This is a genomic window from Vibrio sp. 10N.222.49.C9, from assembly GCF_041474985.1.
Classification (GTDB): Bacteria; Pseudomonadota; Gammaproteobacteria; order Enterobacterales; family Vibrionaceae; genus Vibrio; species Vibrio crassostreae_C.
Genome location: NZ_JBFRVD010000007.1, coordinates 1 through 19,144, shown reverse-complemented (window position 1 = coordinate 19,144; position 19,144 = coordinate 1). Strand labels below are relative to the sequence as shown.

Here is a 19,144-nt window from a genome sequence, read left to right as displayed (position 1 = left end):
TACTCAAGGCTTTTTGCGAGCAACCTAACAAATATCAATAAACATGCAAAAAATCGGCTCTATTTGCCTAATGTTGCACATTTGTTAGGCATTAAATTCAAAATAAAACGAAAAAAATGGTCTACATGGGTCAACTTTCATTGCAATTCGCCTAGACAAAATTGTAGGATACTTACACATATTGGCTATTTTTGAGTATTTACTTACAACGAAAACTTGCTAATAAGTCGGTGATATCTAACTCCCACCTATATAAACCACTAGTTTGTGGTTAAAAATAAACAGGTATCACTAAGGATTGTTTTTCTCGCAATACTTTTCCTGCGAGATACGGAAAGGATTCAAACCGCCAGCATAGGCAGGTTTAGACCCATAAATATAAAAGGACAAGGCTGACTTTATACAAATAAGTTGCGCCTAGATTTAACTGGAAGGATGTATCTATGGTAGATCAAGAGCAGAACTCACAGGGTCTGTATACTCCTGAATTGGAGCATGACGCTTGTGGTATCGGTTTTGTTGCGCATCTAAAGAATCGCAAATCTCATGATGTAGTAACTCAAGCACTCGATATGCTTGCACGTATGGAACACCGTGGCGGTCAAGGCTGCGATCCGTGTTCTGGTGATGGTGCAGGTATCCTGCTACAGAAGCCGCACGAATTCTTACTAGAAGAAGCCGTAAAGCTTGGAATTAAGCTGCCATCTTTTGAAAAATATGGTGTTGGTGTTGTACTTTTCCCTAAAGATGAACACAAACGTGCACAGTGTCGTGACATTCTAGAACGCAATGCACAACGCCTTGAGTTAGAAGTTATCGGTTACCGTGAACTTCCAACGGACAATTCAATGATTGGTGCTGACCCACTAAGCACTGAACCTCAATTTGAACACGTATTTATTTCTGGCGGCCCAGGTATCACACCAGAAGAGCTTGAGCGTAAACTGTATGTTCTACGTAACTACACGGTTCGTGTATGCCTAGAAAGCGTTTCAAATATCGGTGATGACTTCTACATCAACTCTATGTCTTACAAGACATTGGTGTACAAAGGTCAGCTAACAACTGAACAAGTTCCTCAGTACTTCCTAGATCTGCAAAACCCAACCATGGTGACAGCTCTAGCACTAGTACACTCTCGCTTCTCTACCAATACATTCCCACGTTGGCGTCTAGCTCAGCCTTTCCGTTACATCGCGCACAATGGCGAAATCAATACGGTTCGCGGCAACCTGAACTGGATGAAAGCACGTGAAGCAATCCTAGAATCGGATCTGTTTACACAAGCTGAAATCGACATGCTGCTTCCTATCTGTCAGGAAGGTAGTTCGGATTCATCAAACTTCGATATGGCACTTGAGCTACTTGTTCTTTCAGGTCGTACTCTGCCACACGCGTTGATGATGATGATCCCGGAAGCATGGCAAGAAAACAAAAACATGGATCCAACTCGTCGTGCGTTCTACCAGTACCACGCGAACGTAATGGAACCATGGGATGGCCCAGCATCAGTATGTTTCACCGATGGTGTTCAAGTAGGTGCAACACTTGACCGTAATGGTCTGCGTCCTTCTCGCTACACAGTAACTAAAGACGACTTCCTAGTAATGGCGTCTGAGTCTGGTGTTGTTGAGATTGCACCTGAAAACGTTGAGTACCGTGGTCGTCTACAACCAGGTCGTATCTTCGTTGCTGACCTTGAGCAAGGCCGCATCATTTCTGATGAAGAAGTGAAAGACAGCATTGCTAAAGCACAACCTTACGAAAAGTGGGTTGAAGAGAACCTTCTGAGCCTGAAAAAGCTACCGGATGCGAGCAACGAATTTAGCCAACCTTCTCCAGAGAAACTACTACACAAACAACAATCGTTTGGCGTGAGTTCTGAAGAAGTAAACGAAATCATTCTACCTCTTGCGAAAACAGGCTACGAGCCACTTTCTGCAATGGGTGCTGACTGGCCGCTAGCGATTCTTTCTCACCAATCGCAGCACCTTTCAAACTACTTCAAACAGTTGTTTGCACAAGTAACTAACCCGCCGATCGACCCGATTCGTGAGCGCATGGTTATGTCTCTGAACACTTACCTAGGTAAAGACCAGAACTTACTTGCTGAAACACCTGAGCACTGTCAAAAAGTAGAACTTGAGTCTCCAGTACTGTCTAACTCTGAGTTAGAAAAACTGCGTGCAATCGATAACGAGCACCTTCAGGCGAAGACGCTGGATATCGTATTCCAAGCAAATGGCGACCAAGGTAAGTTAGAGCGCGCACTTAAGCGTATCTGCCAATACGCAGAAGACGCAGTGATTGATGGCTACTCTATCATCCTACTGACAGACCGTGCGGTTAACTCTAACCATGCCGCTATTCCAGCAATGCTGGCGGTTGGCGCGGTTCACCACCACCTAATCCGTAAAGGTCTACGTGCTAAGTGTGACATCGTTGTTGAAACGGGCGACGCTCGTGAGACACACCACTTTGCAACGCTTATCGGTTATGGTGCAAACGCAGTTAACCCATACCTAGTTATTGAAACGATTGTTGAACTGCAACGTACTAAGAAGCTAGATCCAAACGTACACCCACGTGAGTTATTCGATAACTACCGTAAAGGTGTTAACGGCGGTCTACTTAAGATCTTCTCTAAGATGGGGATCTCTACGCTGCAGTCTTACCACGGTGCACAAATCTTTGAAGCACTTGGTGTTAGCAAATCAGTGGTTGAAAAATACTTCACAGGTACTGTTTCTCGTATCCAAGGTCTAACGATCGACGATATCGCGCGAGAAGTATTGGTTCGTCACCGTGTTGGTTACCCAGCTCGTGAAATTCCAGCTCAGATCCTTGATGTTGGTGGTGTTTACCAGTGGAAACAACGTGGTGAGAAACACTTATTCAACCCAGAAACGATTTCTCTACTTCAAGAATCGACGCGTAACAAAGATTACGGTCAGTTCAAGAAGTACGCAAAAGCAGTTGATGACCAAGGCGACAACGCAGCAACGCTACGTAGCCAACTGGACTTCATCAAGAACCCTGCAGGCTCTATTCCTCTAGCAGAAGTAGAACCAATCGAGAACATTCTTAAGCGTTTCGCAACCGGCGCAATGAGCTTTGGTTCAATCTCGCATGAGGCTCACTCAACACTGGCTGTTGCGATGAACCGCATTGGCGCGAAATCAAACTCAGGTGAAGGTGGTGAAGATCCAGCACGTTTCGAACGTAAAGAAAACGGCGACTGGGAACGTTCAGCAATCAAACAGGTGGCTTCTGGTCGCTTTGGTGTAACGTCTTACTACCTATCTAACGCTGATGAGCTACAAATCAAGATGGCTCAAGGTGCGAAACCGGGCGAAGGTGGTCAACTACCTGGTGATAAGGTTGATGACTGGATCGGCGCAACGCGTCACTCGACTCCGGGCGTAGGTCTTATCTCGCCACCGCCACACCACGATATCTACTCAATCGAAGATTTGGCTCAGCTGATCTACGATCTGAAAAACGCGAACCGTAACGGTCGTGTCAACGTGAAGCTAGTATCAGAAGCTGGCGTAGGTACGATTGCATCGGGTGTAGCGAAAGCGAAAGCTGACGTGGTACTTATCGCAGGTTTTGATGGTGGTACGGGTGCATCTCCGATGTCTTCTATCCGTCACACAGGTCTGCCTTGGGAACTAGGTCTAGCAGAAACGCACCAAACACTACTGAAAAACGGCCTACGTAACCGTATCGTTGTTCAGTCTGATGGTCAGATGAAAACACCACGTGACCTTGCAGTAGCAACGTTACTTGGCGCGGAAGAATGGGGCGTAGCAACAGCAGCATTGGTTGTTGAAGGCTGTATCATGATGCGTAAGTGTCACAAGAATACCTGTCCTGTTGGTATCGCAACACAAAACAAAACTCTGCGTGAGCGTTTCGACGGCCGCGTAGAAGACGTAGTGACTTTCTTCCAATACATGGCTGAAGGTCTGCGTGAAGTAATGGCTGAACTTGGCTTCCGCTCTATCGATGAGATGGTAGGTCAATCGCACAAACTTAAAGTTCGTGACGACATCGGCCACTGGAAGTACAAGAACCTAGATCTAACACCTGTACTGCACATTGAGCAGGCTCGTGAAGAAGATGGTATCTACAACCAGACACAACAAAACCACAACCTAGAAGACGTTCTAGACCGCAAGTTGATTCAAGCGGCAATTCCAGCGCTTGAGAAAGGTGAAACCGTGAATGCGACCTTCCCTATCATCAACACAGACCGCTCTGCGGGTACCATGCTGTCGAACGAAATCTCGAAGGTTTACAAAGACCAAGGTTTACCACAGCCAATGAACGTTAAGTTCCACGGTAGTGCTGGCCAATCTTTCGGTGCGTTCCTTGCGAAAGGCGTTAAGTTCGAAGTAGAAGGCGACGCGAACGATTACTGGGGTAAAGGTCTGTCTGGCGGTACTTTGGTACTGTACCCAGATGCGAAGTCTTCTATCGTTGCTGAAGATAACATCGTGGTTGGTAACGTATGTTTCTACGGTGCAACCTCAGGTGAATCTTTCATTCGCGGTATGGCTGGTGAACGTTTCTGTGTTCGTAACTCAGGTGCGAAGGTTGTTGTTGAGGGCGTTGGTGACCACGGTTGTGAATACATGACTGGCGGTGTTGCCGTTATCCTTGGCTCAACAGGTCGTAACTTTGCTGCGGGTATGAGTGGCGGTGTCGCTTATGTTTGGGACAAAGCTGGTGACTTCGAAACCAAGCTTAACCCAGAACTTGTAGACCTAGATCCAATTGAACAAGAAGATAAAGATCTTCTACTAGATATGCTAACCAAGCACGTTGAATTCACAGGAAGTGAAGTTGCTCAGTCTTTCCTAGACAACTTTGAAGCAAGTATTGCATCACTGATTAAAGTTATGCCACGCGACTACAAAGCAGTTCTTGAGAAGCGTAAAGCTGAAGCACAACAGGCACAAACGGAAGAAGTGGAGGCAGTATAATGGGTAAGCCTACTGGATTTTTAGAACACGGTCGCGAGCTTCCAAAGAAGCTCGACCCATCGGTTCGTATCGAAGACAACAAAGAGTTCGTACTTAACGAAGAGTTTGGTGAAAAGATCAATACTCAAGCCTCTCGTTGTATGGACTGTGGCGTACCTTTCTGTCACAACGGCTGTCCGATTGGTAACATCATCCCAGAATTCAATGATGCGGTTTACCGTGACAGCTGGGAAGAGGCTTGGAATATCCTAAGCTCTACCAACAACTTCCCTGAGTTTACCGGTCGTGTTTGTCCTGCTCCTTGTGAAAGTGCCTGTGTTCTTGGTATCAACCAAGACCCAATCACTATCTGTAATATCGAGAAAACGATTGTCGAAACTGCGTACCGTGAAGGGTACGCAAAACCTAAAACACCACGCTCTCGCACAGGTAAAACTGTCGCAGTTATCGGTTCAGGTCCTGCTGGCCTAGCCGCAGCTGAGCAGCTAAACAGCGCTGGTCACTCGGTAACGGTATTTGAACGTGACGAGAAAGTCGGTGGTCTACTTCGCTTCGGTATCCCAGATTTCAAACTGGGTATGGACGTGATTGATCGTAAGATCAACTTAATGGCTGAAGCTGGCGTTGAGTTTAAAGTTAACCAACACATCGGTGTTGATGTTAATGCTCAACAGTTACGCCAAGAGTTTGATGTGGTATTGCTAACGGGTGGTTCTACGGTTCCACGCGACTTGCCAATCCCTGGTCGTGAGTTGAAAGGCGTTCACTTTGCCATGGAATTCCTTGGTCAAAACAACCGCCGTGCTAACAACCTAGATCTTAAAACAGAAGAGATTCACGCTAAAGATAAGCACGTTGTGGTTATCGGTGGTGGTGATACTGGTTCTGACTGTGTGGGCACATCAAACCGTCATAAGGCAGCGAGCATTACTCAGGTTGAGATCATGCCGATCCCACCAGAGAAGCGCCCTGCAAACATGCCTTGGCCTCAATACCCAATGATCATGAAAACCACCACTTCTCACGAAGAAGGTTGTGAACGTCACTGGAACATCTTAACCAAAGAGTTCATCGGTAACGAGCAAGGTCAAGTGACGGGTCTACGTATTGCTGACATCGTTTGGCAAGATGCGAAACCAGGTGAGCGTCCAGGCTTTGATGAAGTCGCGAACTCTGAACGTGTTATTCCTTGTGACATGGCATTCCTAGCAATGGGCTTCTTACACCCGGAGCCAACCGGCGTGCTTGCTCAACTAGACATTAAACTGGACGAGCGCGGTAACGTCGCTTCTGAAGGTTTTGCAACGAACCAGAAAGGCGTTTTCGCTGCTGGTGATATGCGTACTGGTCAATCTCTAGTTGTACGTTGTATTAATGAAGGTCGTGAATGTGCAATTGCCATTGATGACTTCTTAATGGGTAACTCAAACTTAGAAGCGAAAGCTGATTCACTCATGCTTTCCGCATAATATTTCTCGGGCTAACGTCAATTACGTTAGCCTAGAGGAAAAGCAATACCCTTCCTAACTTTTATATTTGGCTAGCACTCGATGCTAGCCTTTTTTCTATCTGGCATTTGTCGTTTTCAAAATCATCCTGTTGTATATGTTAAATCTCGTTAACATTCAACTTATATATCTCATTGATATCCATCGACTATTTTAGATTATTAAGTGGCTAATCGCGTTTATGCATGATAATTAACCATGAACTTGACCTTAAACACAATTAGCTATACGTTGTAAAGCTGATGAAAATAAAATCAATCGGTTTTGTTAACACAACCAATAACGTTTTAACTGGCTAAAGCAAACTATCAGTTTATAAAAAACAACAAGTATATGAATAGTTAGTCATTTACTGTCTGGATGACAGAGAAGCAAAAGGGAGAATTGCAATGGCTCTATATGATCCTAGTCTTGAAAAAGACAACTGTGGATTTGGTTTAATAGCGCAAATGGAAGGCCAACCTAGTCATAAGTTGGTAAGAACTGCTATTTCAGCCCTCGATCGCATGACACACCGTGGTGGTATCGCTGCGGATGGTAAAACCGGGGATGGCTGTGGCTTATTACTACAGAAGCCTGACTCTTATCTCAGAATTATTGCTGAAGAGAATAACTTCAAGCTCGGCAAGCAATACGCTGTCGGCATGATTTTCTTCAGCCAAGATCCAATCAAAGCGCAATCCGCGCAAGACATCGTCAATAAAGAGCTCGCTCAAGAGACCTTAACGGTTGCAGGTTGGCGCGTAGTACCGACCAACACCGACGTATTAGGTCCGATTGCCAAAGATTCAGTTCCCAATATTCAGCAAGTGTTTATCTCGGCCCCCGCGGGTTGGCGTGAACGCGATATTGAACGACGCCTTTATATCGCTCGTCGCAGAATTGAAAAACAGATCACCGAAGACAAAGGTTTCTATATTTGTAGCCTTTCAACACAAGTCATGGTTTACAAAGGCTTGTGTATGCCGGCTGATCTTCCGCGATTTTACCTCGATCTTGCTGACTTACGTATGGAATCGGCGATATGTCTGTTCCACCAGCGTTTCTCAACCAATACTCAGCCACGTTGGCCACTGGCTCAACCATTCCGCTATTTAGCGCACAATGGTGAGATCAATACCATTGAAGGTAACCGACAATGGGCTAAGGCTCGTGCCTATAAATTCTCTTCGCCGTTGCTGCCAGATTTACAAACCGCCGCACCCTTTGTGAATGAGACAGGCTCAGATTCATCAAGCCTAGATAACATGCTCGACCTGTTCCTTGCCGGTGGTATGGATGTGTTCCGAGCGATGCGCATGCTTGTGCCGCCCGCTTGGCAAAACCACCCAGATATGGACCCAGATCTACGTGCATTCTACGACTTCAACTCCAAGCACATGGAACCGTGGGATGGCCCTGCAGGTATCGTACTTTCTGATGGTCGTTACGCTGCGTGTAACCTCGATAGAAATGGCCTGCGTCCTGCGCGTTATGTCATCACCAAAGACAACCTGATCACCTTGGCATCTGAGGTCGGTATCTGGAACTACGCGCCAGATGAAGTGGCAGAGAAAGGGCGTGTCGGCCCAGGTGAATTGCTCGTCATAGATACTCGCCGCGGCAAGCTATGGCAATCTAATGAGATCGACAATGACCTCAAAGGCCGCCACCCATATAAAGAGTGGATGGAAAAGAACGTTCACAAGTTAACGCCATTTTCTGCGCTGCAAGATGACCAAGTGGGTAAGCGTAGCTTTGACGATGATACGCTCAAGACCTACCAAAAACAGTTTGCGATGAGCAACGAAGAGTCCGACCAAGTGCTGCGTGTGCTTGGTGATATGGGGCAAGAAGCAGTAGGCTCAATGGGCGACGACACGCCAATGGCTGTGCTCTCTTCAAAAGAACGCTTGGTCACTGATTACTTCCGTCAAAAGTTTGCACAAGTCACCAACCCACCGATTGATCCATTGCGTGAAAAACACGTGATGTCTTTGGCGACCAGTATTGGTAAAGAGATGAACGTGTTCTGTGAAACAGACGGTCACGCCTATCGTGTCACGTTTGATTCACCAGTACTGCTTTACTCAGACATGCAGCAGCTTCTGCAGTTGAGTCAAAAACATTATCGTCATGTCATTCTCAGCATGCACTACGACCCGAATAACCAAGATCTAGAACAAGCAATCAAAGCAGTATGTGATAGCGCCGAACAAGAAGTCAGCGAAGGTGCGGTTTTAGTTGTGCTGTCGGACAAAGGTTTAGAGAAAGGAAAACTACCGATCCCTGCAGCCATGTTGGTTGGTGCGGTGCAAACAAGGCTTGCTGATACCAACCTGCGTTGTGATGCCAACATCGTTGTTGAGACAGCAACAGCTCGTGACCCACACCAGTTCGCAGTGCTACTTGGCTTCGGTGCGACTGCGGTTTACCCGTACCTTGCTTATGAAGCATTAGGTAAAATGTTGGATGATGGCTCTTTAGATAAAGATTATCGTGCCGCAATGCAAAATTACCAAAACGGCATCAACAAAGGTCTGTACAAGATCATGTCGAAGATGGGAATTTCAACCATTGCCTCTTATCGCTGTTCACAGCTTTTCGAAGCCGTTGGCCTTCATTCCGATGTTGTTGAGCTCTGTTTCCGCGGAGTTACCACTCGAATCCAAGGCGCAAGCTTTAGCGATTTCCAGCAAGATATCTATAACTTATCTCGTAAAGCCTGGACTAAGCGTAAGCCAATCGAGCACGGTGGTTTACTCAAATACGTACACGGCGGCGAATATCACGCCTATAACCCTGATGTGGTTGGCACTCTGCAAACTGCAGTAAAAACAGGTGAGACATCGGATTATCTCTCTTTTGCTAAGCAAGTAAATGCTCGTCCAGCTGCGATGTTACGCGACTTAATGAGCCTCAAAAAAGCCGATCAGCCTCTACCACTAGAGCAAGTCGAGCCTAACAGCGATCTGTTTAAACGCTTCGACTCTGCGGCAATGTCGATCGGTGCTTTGAGCCCAGAAGCGCATGAAGCATTAGCAATGGCGATGAACCGCTTGGGTGGTTACTCAAACTCTGGTGAAGGTGGTGAAGACCCTCGACGCTTTGGTACTGACCGTAACTCTCGTATCAAGCAGATAGCTTCCGGTCGTTTTGGTGTGACGCCACATTACTTAACCAATGCGGATGTTTTGCAGATCAAGGTCGCGCAAGGTGCGAAGCCTGGAGAAGGTGGTCAACTGCCCGGCCATAAAGTTACCGCAGAAATCGCTAAGCTGAGATATTCAGTTCAAGGGGTGACACTGATCTCCCCTCCTCCACATCACGATATTTATTCTATCGAGGATCTAGCGCAGCTGATTTTCGACCTTAAACAAGTGAACCCTAAAGCCTTGGTTTCAGTAAAGTTAGTATCGGAACCGGGTGTAGGCACGATTGCAACTGGTGTAGCGAAAGCCTATGCCGATCTGATCACCATTTCTGGCTACGATGGCGGTACCGCGGCAAGCCCTCTAACCTCGGTAAAATACGCAGGTTGCCCTTGGGAGCTTGGCTTAGCAGAAACTCAACAAGCACTGGTTGCTAACGGGCTTCGTCATAAGATCCGCCTGCAAGTCGATGGTGGTTTAAAAACTGGCCTTGATGTGATTAAAGGTGCGATTCTCGGTGCAGAAAGCTTTGGTTTTGGTACCGCGCCAATGGTCGCAATGGGTTGTAAGTTCTTACGAATTTGTCACCTAAACAACTGTGCGACGGGTGTTGCGACTCAAGATGAAACACTACGCCGCGAATACTTCAAAGGCCTGCCAGACATGGTGGTGAACTACTTTACAGGCCTAGCCGATGAAGTTCGCCAATACCTTGCAGAACTCGGCGTAGAAAAACTCACGGACCTGATTGGTCGTACTGACTTACTTGAAGCCGTTCAAGGCCTCACCGCGAAACAGAACAAGCTCGATCTCTCTTCAATACTCGAAGCTCCGGTATCTCCAGAAGGTCACCCACTGTTTTGGACCGAGCCAAACGCACCATTTGATAAAGCTCAGCTCAACCAGCAGATTCTGGATGATGCACTCGATGCAATTGAGAAACGTCAATCCACCAGCCTTTACTACAACGTGATCAACACAGACCGCTCGATTGGTGCTCGTATCTCTGGTGAAATTGCTAAGCGATACGGCAACCAAGGGATGGCAGGTTCACCAATCAAGTTATATCTCGACGGTACAGCAGGCCAATCTTTTGCGGTTTGGAACGCAGGCGGCGTTGAGCTTTACCTAACAGGCGATGCCAATGACTATGTTGGCAAAGGCATGGCTGGCGGCAAAGTGGTTATCAAGCCTCACCAAGGCACCGCATTTACTTGTAACGAAGCGACCATCATAGGCAACACCTGTCTGTATGGCGCAACTGGAGGCAAGCTGTTTGCAGCTGGTACGGCTGGCGAACGATTTGGCGTACGTAACTCAGGTACGGTTGCTGTGATTGAAGGCGCTGGTGACAACGCCTGTGAATACATGACCGGCGGTATTGTTGCCATTCTTGGCGCAACTGGCGTCAACTTCGGTGCGGGTATGACAGGTGGCTTCGCTTATGTCATGGATAAGAACGAAGACTTCCAAGGTCGAGTAAATAACGAGTCGGTCGAGGCACTTTCTCTGTCTGACTTATTTATCCACCAAGAACATCTGCGTGGCTTAATTGCAGAGCACTTAGAAGAGACTGGCTCAGTACACGCTGAAGCTATTCTGGCGAACTTTGATGAATGGATTCCAAAGTTCTACCTAGTGAAGCCAAAGACGGCGGATCTGAACACCTTGCTCGGCCACCAAAGCCGCAGCTCAGCTGAACTTCGTGTTCAAGCGCAATAATTGGAAGGAGCCAATAATGAGCCAGAATGTATACCAATTTATTGATGTGAATCGCGTAGACCCAGCGAAGAAACCAATCAAGATACGTAAGATTGAGTTTGTAGAGATCTACGAACCTTTCACTAAACAGCAAGCGAAAGCGCAAGCAGACCGTTGTTTAGACTGTGGTAACCCATACTGTGAATGGAAATGTCCTGTTCACAACTACATCCCTCAGTGGCTTAAGCTTGCCAATGAAGGGCGCATTATCGAAGCCGCTGAACTGTCTCACCAAACCAACAGCCTGCCTGAGGTTTGCGGTCGAGTTTGCCCTCAAGACCGCTTGTGTGAGGGCTCTTGTACCCTCAATGACGATTTCGGTGCCGTAACCATTGGCAATATTGAAAAGTACATTACCGACAAAGCCTTTGAGATGGGTTGGAAGCCTGACATGTCTCACGTTGAGTGGACTGATAAAAAGGTCGCGATCATCGGTGCGGGGCCAGCAGGTCTAGCGGCGGCTGACATCCTAGTTCGTAATGGCGTAAAAGCCGTTGTGTTTGACCGCTATCCGGAGATCGGTGGCCTACTGACGTTTGGTATTCCATCGTTCAAGCTTGAGAAAGGCATCATGGAAAATCGTCGCCGTATCTTTAGCGAGATGGGCGTCGAGTTCCAAATGAATACCGAAGTCGGCAAAGATGTACAACTTCAGCAACTCGTCGATGACTACGACGCTGTTTTCCTTGGTGTCGGCACCTATAAAAACATGCGTGCGGGTTTAGACAACGAAGATGCACCGGGCGTTTATGATGCTCTGCCATTCTTGATTTCTAATACCTACAAGGTCATGGAACTGGAAAACCCAACCCCATTTATCGATATGCAAGGTAAGAAAGTCGTCGTGCTTGGTGGTGGTGATACGGCGATGGACTGCGTTCGAACCTCTATTCGTCAGAATGCGGCAGATGTGGTGTGTGCTTACCGCCGAGATGAAGCCAACATGCCAGGTTCTCGCCGTGAGGTAAAAAATGCACGTGAAGAGGGGGTGAAGTTCAAGTTCAACCTACAACCTATCGGCTTAGAGCTTAACAGCGCTGGTCATGTGGTTGGTGTGAAATTCGTGAAAACCGCTTTGGGTGAGCCTGATGAAGCAGGCCGTCGTCGTCCAGAACCTGTCGAAGGCAGTGAGCATGTTCTTGAAGCAGATGCCGTTATCATGGCATTTGGTTTCCAACCTCATGCGATGGAATGGCTAGAACCTTTCGGTGTGGAGCTCGATCAGTGGGGTCGCATCAAGGCTCCTAACAAACAAGAGTTTCAATACCAAACCACCAACAGCAAGATCTTTGCAGGTGGTGATGCGGTTCGAGGATCTGACTTAGTGGTGACCGCTATCGATGAAGGCCGCAAAGCCGCGGAAGGGATATTAGATTACTTAGAAGTGTGATTAGGTTTCCTTTATTACTCAGTTCGTTACTATAAAAAAGGATCCAATTATGGATCCTTTTTTGAATTAGATACGTTTATCACAAGCACAACAAAAATACGTAAAACAATCGCAGACAAACCAATGCCGATAACTACAATTAGAATTAAAAACAAGCCATAGGAAACACTATGAAAAAAGCCGCTCTCCTCTCGCTATCACTTTTAACGTTAACCGCTTGCAGCCAAGGAATCACGGACATGAAAGACAGAACTTCATCACCTTGTGGAGACAAACCAAATTGCGTATCAACTCAAGATGATCGTGAGCAGCATGCATTGGCCGCATTTGAGTTATCAGATTCAGCAAACCTAGATGCGATTGAGCAGGTTGCACTCACCTTACCAGGGTCGAAAACCGCGAGTAAAACAGAAGAAGATTATCTGCGTGTTGAATGCACCTCTCGCATCATGCGTTTTGTCGATGACTTAGAACTTAAAATCACCGATGGCAAACTGATCGTACGTTCAGAGTCTCGTACTGGCCATTCTGATTTTGGCGTAAACCGAAAACGAGCTGAACAACTTCGTGCTAGCTTGAAAAGCGAAGGCCTAATCAAATAGATAAAAGAATACGCAGATAAATCGCTACTATTCGGATGAGAAGTGCCTCTGGGCAGTCGCTCGACACTTCTTATCCATGCTACAATTTCGCTCTACTGTTTAAATATTATTTATTAAGAGACTACACATGAAAATCGGCATCATTGGCGCAATGGAGCAAGAAGTTGCGATCCTAAAAGCAGCAATTTCAGACATTACTGAAGTTAATAAAGGCGGTTGTACCTTTTTCTCTGGTCAGCTAAATGGTGTTGACGTTGTTTTGCTTCAATCTGGCATTGGTAAAGTAGCAGCGGCTATTGGTACTTCAATCCTACTAAGCGAATACCAACCAGATGTCGTTCTTAACACGGGCTCTGCTGGCGGTTTTGATTCAACACTGAACCTTGGCGATGTGGTTATCTCAACTGAAGTTCGTCACCACGATGCAGACGTTACAGCTTTCGGTTACGAAATCGGCCAAATGGCAGGTCAGCCTGCAGCGTTCAAAGCTGACGACAAACTGATGGCTGTTGCTGAACAAGCTCTAGCACAAATGGAAGATAAGCATGCCGTTCGCGGTCTTATCTGTACTGGCGACGCATTTGTTTGCACAGCAGAACGCCAAGAATTCATCCGCAAGCACTTCCCATCTGTTGTTGCTGTAGAGATGGAAGCATCGGCTATCGCTCAAGCTTGTCACCAATTCCAAGTACCATTCGTGGTTGTTCGTGCAATCTCTGATGTTGCAGACAAAGAATCACCAATGAGCTTCGAAGAGTTCCTGCCACTAGCAGCGCAAAGCTCTTCTGAAATGGTTATCAAGATGGTTGCCCTACTAAAGTAAGCGACTAGACATGCAAACACTGTTTGATCAGGTATTTGCAAATGGCGTGCTCCTTGTGATGTGGGGAGCACTGCTTTTTCATTTAATTTTACCTATCCCCCATGCCGCACACCCCACTACCTTATGGCATAAGTTTGCTGAACTTTTAGCAACCAAGGTTAATAACAACCACAACTATTCCCAAAGCTTAATCTCAGGCACATTAGCCTGGGGGTTAATGGTACTGCCAACTCTGGTTATTCTCTTGGCACTGCAACCATTGGTTTGGCAATCTCAACTGTTTGAATTGGCACTGTTATTACTCGCGATTGATTGGCGCAATAATGAAAAGCTGGCTAACCAACTGATCAAAGCTCTTGGTCGAGAAGATAAAGCGGCCGCTCGTCAGTTACTGGCTCCGATTATCAATCGTCAGACCGAATCACTTTCGTCACTTGGCCTCGGCAAAGCCGCCACAGAAACCATAATCATGGGTTACGCTCGTAATGTGGTTTGTGTTTTATTCTGGTACGCCATTGGTGGTGGAATCGCCGCTTTAATGTATCGCCTGATTGTCGAATTAGCGCGAGCGTGGTCACCAAGCCGTAAGCAGTTCTCTCCATTTGGATCAACGGCAATCAAGATAGTCGCGATTCTAGAATTTATACCAATGCGCTTATTTGCCTTGATGATTGTATGTGGTGATAAAGCGTCTCACACGTTCAAGATGATGTTAGTCCAAAGTCGCTCTTGGCCACTGCCCGGCCCTGCCTGGTTGATCACGGCCGTTGGCAACAAGCTGGAGTTATCATTAGGTGGCCCTGCGATTTACGACAACACCAAAGCCATTCGCGCGAAATTAGGCGGAAGAATCGCACCGTCAGCTCTGCATCTATCTCAGGTTCAGAAACTACTCTTTGGTCGCATCGCTATCTGGATCTTTTTACAAAGCCTAGCCTTACTATTTATTCACCAAGGGATTTAGAGTGAAACCTTCAGCACTTGTTACAAGCCTTACTATTTTGTCTTCCAGCTTATGGCTGCCTTTATCATTTGCAGAAGAAGCACCACTGACTCAAGAACAAGTACAGCCGGCTCAACGCGTGGTCAGCCTTGCTCCTCATGCCACTGAACTCGCGTACAGCGCAGGTTTAGGTAACAACCTTGTCGCCGTAAGTGAACGAAGTGATTACCCACCACAAGCCGATAAGCTTGAAAAAGTAGCAAACTATCAAGGCATCAAGGTTGAGAAGATCATCGCACTTCAGCCTGATTTGATTCTTGCGTGGCCAGCTGGAAACCCGCCCAGAGAACTCGCGAAACTAAAGCAATTTGGTTTTAATATTTACTACTCGAAAACTAAAAGCCTAGACAGCATTGCGACCAATATTGAACAACTCAGCCAATACTCCAGTGATCCGAGTATTGGCGAAAATAATGCCAAGCAATACAAAGAACAACTCAACGCATTGAGACTAAAATATAAAGATGCCGAACCCGTAGACTACTTTTATCAGCTCAGTGAGAAGCCAATCATCACTGTTGCTCAAGGACACTGGCCAAGTGAGGTGTTTGAGTTTTGTGGCGGTCACAATATTTTCGAAGACAGTGCTTCCCCTTACCCGCAAGTTGGCATTGAGCAAGTTGTATTAAGGAAACCGCAAGTGATCTTCACTTCTCAGCATGCAATTGAGAATGGAACCATGTGGCAAACATGGGAAGATGAGATCCCAGCAGTCGCTCAAAATCAGATTTGGTCACTCAACTCTGACTGGATTAATCGCCCGACGACGAGAACTTTGAAAGCGATCCAACAAGTATGCGATTTCTTCGATAGAGCTAGGCAAAATCACTAACTATTTGCTGCGTTTTTTCGTACAATTCGCCACCGACCTGTCCCTACAATTTCAACCATAAGAGCACCAGTATCATGGACTCCATGCTGCTTTATATTATCGATTTATTTGGCACTGCCATTTTTGCTGTCTCAGGCGTATTTGTCGCTGGCCGTCTTAAGATGGATCCCTTTGGTGTCGCTGTTTTAGGCAGTGTAACCGCGATTGGCGGCGGTACAATTCGTGACATGGCATTGGGTGCAACTCCCGTGTTTTGGATCACCGATACCACCTACCTTTGGGTCATCATTACCACCTGCTTGCTGACCATGATTATTGTAAGACGCCCGAAACGTCTGGCTTGGTGGATATTGCCGGTATGTGATGCGATTGGCCTAGCGGTGTTTGTTGGCATTGGTGTAGAAAAAGCACTTATCTATCAAGATTCAGCACTAGTGGCGATCATCATGGGTGTCATCACCGGTTGCGGTGGCGGTATTATCCGCGACGTGCTTGCCCGTGAAGTGCCAATGATTCTAAGAAGTGAAGTCTACGCGACCGCTTGTATCATTGGTGGCGCTTTCCATACCATGGCGATCAGCATGGGGCACGATTCAGAAACTGCATTTCTGGCCGGCGTGTTCTCAACACTATTGATCAGGCTTGGCGCTATTCGTTGGCATTTATCATTGCCGACCTTCGCCATCAAATAAGCTATCGTTACAAAGTGAAAGGCTCCGCAAAGGGGCCTCTATCATCTACATTTTAGTGTGAACTAAGCAGCCTTCACGAAATGACCTGCTACGAAATACCAATCCCTTCCAATTTTCATCATTGATTTGTGTGCGTTTACTCGCACACGTTTAAGAGGCCTCTCTCGTACACAAATTGCAAAATATCTCCAAGTCAGTCGAACCAAGATAAATAAGTGGGGGGATTGAGGTTAGCCCCCCCCCCCCTTAATTACACCTGTATAAGCTATCGCTCACAAACGGTAAAGTTAAATATTGGAATAAATATAAAGGTGCTGCTCACCACATAGCCATAGACTCAACAGAACTCAGGACCTTTAGAGAGAGTGAGTAAAAGATGAAAAACATGGCTCGAAAAGCAGAGAACATAGCGTAAGCTTTGACGTTGATATCCACGAAGCCATTAGTTATTAGATTAGCCTTGTAAAGCTTGGCGATAATGAGGTGATGCCAACATTATTTATTTCTTTACGTAGAAAGATCCGCGCCGTCTCAGAGGGGGGAGACTTACGACACAAAAATTCAGCACTTTGGAAAGACGGACATCCCAGAAATGAAAGAGTAACAGCTCTGAAAAATGGGATTATAACGGAGTGGAAAGCCAAGCTTGGTTATCACTACCTGAAATCGCAATGCCGCGATATAAAGGGCTATTCAGTGGTCAATTAAGCTTGAGATATTACAACGTTCAAGGGGCAAATCTTGTCGTTAATATATGATTATATTGAAATTCACCTCATTATCACGCCGAAAAACTGGTTAAGTTCGAAGATTACAAACCTCAAATTGCAACAAAAAGAATCAATTAGACACTCTCTCACAAAAAAACTTACCATCTGGTTAGTAAAAAAAGTGACCGCCATCAAACTTTCTAGTTAAAGTTCCTTATCTACAACCATAAGCTCACTCAATCAAAATAAACCCATCGATAAAAATCTGAACAAACATCACAAAAATGGAACGCTCATCGGCACCAATAAATTATGTTACAAATGGTTTCTAGTGCAAACTCAATTTGCGCATGGCTACAATGACGCGCTCAAAAGTCAATCAGACATAAGTGTTCGAAAAAGCACTTTTAAAACTCAACTAGCCCATAGAAACTGAGTTTATAGAAACAGTACGCATCTGCTTGGCGATCAATTATCGAGCAATTGAGATGGTTATTAACCTTTAATCACGAAATAGAAATCACCCAAAATAAATTATTGACATTGGAATGGTTGTACGTAAAAAACCTGACAGAACTTTTTATTACAAATATAATTTATTACACTTCCATGACAATTAACAAAAATAAAATAAAAGTGAAACAATTAATGCATTTGACTTAATTGTTCTACGTGGATTAACCTTTTAGAACACAAACACTAATTAGGGGATTAAAATGAACGACTCAATTAAAGAAGCTAGACTTAAGAACAACATGAAGAACCCAATTGTTGCCTTAGCACTTGGCTTCTTTATTCCAGGTGCTGGTCAAATGTACGCAGGAAGCGTCATGTGGGGTATTATTAATCTAATCATTGCTATTGTATGTGCAATTACCGTGATTGCATCTCCAATTAGTTTCATCATTTGGGCTGTAGCACTATTTATGGGTTACAAAGGCACAAAAGAGTTTAACAACAAAGTATTGGATACAGCGGAAAGCCAAGCCTAGTCTTTGCAAGAGCAATCGCAAAATATATACACTCAATAGTTTGATTTAGTGGCTAGTCAAAGCCAAACTGACGACTTAAATAAAGACCTTTAACTAATATTAAAGTTACCATCATGACGATTAGAATCTTCACCATTAGCCTTGCTACTATTCTTATAACTGGCTGTGGCAACGACTCGAAAAAAGTTGAGTCTCTTGTTGAACAAGGCATCATTGAAGCAACTGGAGCTACTATGGGGCTTGTAGAAACGACCATCGATAAAATCAACTGCTCAAAGAAAAAACACCCTAATGTTAGAAATACATCATACTTTTGCGATGTATCTATCACAGTAGCAAATAAAGACTTTGGCATTGAAGAGGCAATTTCTGAATCAGGTTATTTTGACTTTGATGGTAAAGAGACAATTACCCCTCTCGACTAATTTCAATCTATTAATTTAAAACACAAAATAGAACAATCGATTATCAAATGACATAGTTCAAGCTTTTTTATCAAAATTTAAATAACATATGGTGACCAAAATTATCTAAATTATTTTTGGTCACTACCTATTGCTATGAAAAATATATTTAAAAAGATCACCGTAAATCTTTAAATAATATAAAGCCTATGGTGATATCTTATATGAAATATATAAAATTAATTTTACCATGTTTAGCCACTTTCATGATTTTTTGGGGCAACACGGCGTTGTTGATCAAATCA

General features: G+C 45.3%; 11 protein-coding genes and 1 pseudogene. All 12 read left to right on the top strand.

From position 1 onward, the window contains the following. Positions 1-443 precede the first annotated feature (443 nt). Positions 444-4,991: a glutamate synthase large subunit gene (gene gltB, locus AB4585_RS01795; protein ID WP_372083386.1), complete on the top strand. Its 4,548-nt coding sequence runs from the start codon at positions 444-446 to the stop codon at positions 4,989-4,991. Further along, positions 4,991-6,460, top strand: a complete 1,470-nt coding sequence (locus tag AB4585_RS01790) for a glutamate synthase subunit beta (protein WP_017066517.1) — start codon at positions 4,991-4,993, stop codon at positions 6,458-6,460. Before gltB (AB4585_RS01795) ends, AB4585_RS01790 begins: the two co-directional genes overlap by 1 nt. Before the next feature lie 428 nt (positions 6,461-6,888). After that, positions 6,889-11,352: a glutamate synthase large subunit gene (gene gltB, locus AB4585_RS01785; protein ID WP_372155301.1), complete on the top strand. Its 4,464-nt coding sequence runs from the start codon at positions 6,889-6,891 to the stop codon at positions 11,350-11,352. 16 nt (positions 11,353-11,368) lie between these two features. After that, on the top strand, positions 11,369-12,781 hold the full coding sequence (locus tag AB4585_RS01780) for an FAD-dependent oxidoreductase (RefSeq protein ID WP_372072700.1): 1,413 nt from the start codon (positions 11,369-11,371) through the stop codon (positions 12,779-12,781). 170 nt (positions 12,782-12,951) lie between these two features. Next, positions 12,952-13,383 carry a DUF1499 domain-containing protein gene (locus AB4585_RS01775; RefSeq protein WP_372155303.1) on the top strand — a complete coding sequence of 144 codons (432 nt, stop codon included), beginning with the start codon at positions 12,952-12,954 and terminating at the stop codon, positions 13,381-13,383. Positions 13,384-13,510: 127 nt separating this feature from the next. Then, positions 13,511-14,206 carry a 5'-methylthioadenosine/S-adenosylhomocysteine nucleosidase gene (gene mtnN, locus AB4585_RS01770; RefSeq protein WP_372155305.1) on the top strand — a complete coding sequence of 232 codons (696 nt, stop codon included), beginning with the start codon at positions 13,511-13,513 and terminating at the stop codon, positions 14,204-14,206. A 10-nt stretch (positions 14,207-14,216) separates the two neighbouring features. Next, positions 14,217-15,170, top strand: coding sequence for a cobalamin biosynthesis family protein (locus AB4585_RS01765; RefSeq protein ID WP_372155307.1), 954 nt, complete (start codon positions 14,217-14,219; stop codon positions 15,168-15,170). 1 nt (position 15,171) lies between these two features. Beyond that, on the top strand, positions 15,172-16,041 hold the full coding sequence (gene btuF, locus AB4585_RS01760; protein ID WP_372169274.1) for a vitamin B12 ABC transporter substrate-binding protein BtuF: 870 nt from the start codon (positions 15,172-15,174) through the stop codon (positions 16,039-16,041). Positions 16,042-16,115: 74 nt separating this feature from the next. Further along, positions 16,116-16,733, top strand: a complete 618-nt coding sequence (locus AB4585_RS01755) for a TRIC cation channel family protein (RefSeq protein ID WP_016789753.1) — start codon at positions 16,116-16,118, stop codon at positions 16,731-16,733. Positions 16,734-16,981: 248 nt separating this feature from the next. Beyond that, positions 16,982-17,491 (top strand): annotated as a pseudogene (locus AB4585_RS01750) (IS5/IS1182 family transposase); the annotation flags it as partial. A 668-nt stretch (positions 17,492-18,159) separates the two neighbouring features. Then, positions 18,160-18,435, top strand: coding sequence for a hypothetical protein (locus AB4585_RS01745; RefSeq protein WP_017066511.1), 276 nt, complete (start codon positions 18,160-18,162; stop codon positions 18,433-18,435). Between the two features lie 113 nt (positions 18,436-18,548). Then, positions 18,549-18,860, top strand: a complete 312-nt coding sequence (locus tag AB4585_RS01740; protein WP_102428212.1) for a hypothetical protein — start codon at positions 18,549-18,551, stop codon at positions 18,858-18,860. The last annotated feature ends 284 nt before the right edge of the window (positions 18,861-19,144 follow it).

What these genes read in the sequence shown, in the direction of transcription:
- AB4585_RS01765 (WP_372155307.1), top strand. Translation starts at nt 14,217, where the DNA reads ATGCAAACACTGTTTGATCAGGTATTTGCAAATGGCGTGCTCCTTGTG.
- AB4585_RS01790 (WP_017066517.1), top strand. Translation starts at nt 4,991, where the DNA reads ATGGGTAAGCCTACTGGATTTTTAGAACACGGTCGCGAGCTTCCAAAG.
- AB4585_RS01775 (WP_372155303.1), top strand. Translation starts at nt 12,952, where the DNA reads ATGAAAAAAGCCGCTCTCCTCTCGCTATCACTTTTAACGTTAACCGCT.
- AB4585_RS01780 (WP_372072700.1), top strand. Translation starts at nt 11,369, where the DNA reads ATGAGCCAGAATGTATACCAATTTATTGATGTGAATCGCGTAGACCCA.
- AB4585_RS01740 (WP_102428212.1), top strand. Translation starts at nt 18,549, where the DNA reads ATGACGATTAGAATCTTCACCATTAGCCTTGCTACTATTCTTATAACT.
- mtnN (WP_372155305.1), top strand. Translation starts at nt 13,511, where the DNA reads ATGAAAATCGGCATCATTGGCGCAATGGAGCAAGAAGTTGCGATCCTA.
- gltB (WP_372155301.1), top strand. Translation starts at nt 6,889, where the DNA reads ATGGCTCTATATGATCCTAGTCTTGAAAAAGACAACTGTGGATTTGGT.
- gltB (WP_372083386.1), top strand. Translation starts at nt 444, where the DNA reads ATGGTAGATCAAGAGCAGAACTCACAGGGTCTGTATACTCCTGAATTG.
- AB4585_RS01755 (WP_016789753.1), top strand. Translation starts at nt 16,116, where the DNA reads ATGGACTCCATGCTGCTTTATATTATCGATTTATTTGGCACTGCCATT.
- AB4585_RS01745 (WP_017066511.1), top strand. Translation starts at nt 18,160, where the DNA reads ATGAACGACTCAATTAAAGAAGCTAGACTTAAGAACAACATGAAGAAC.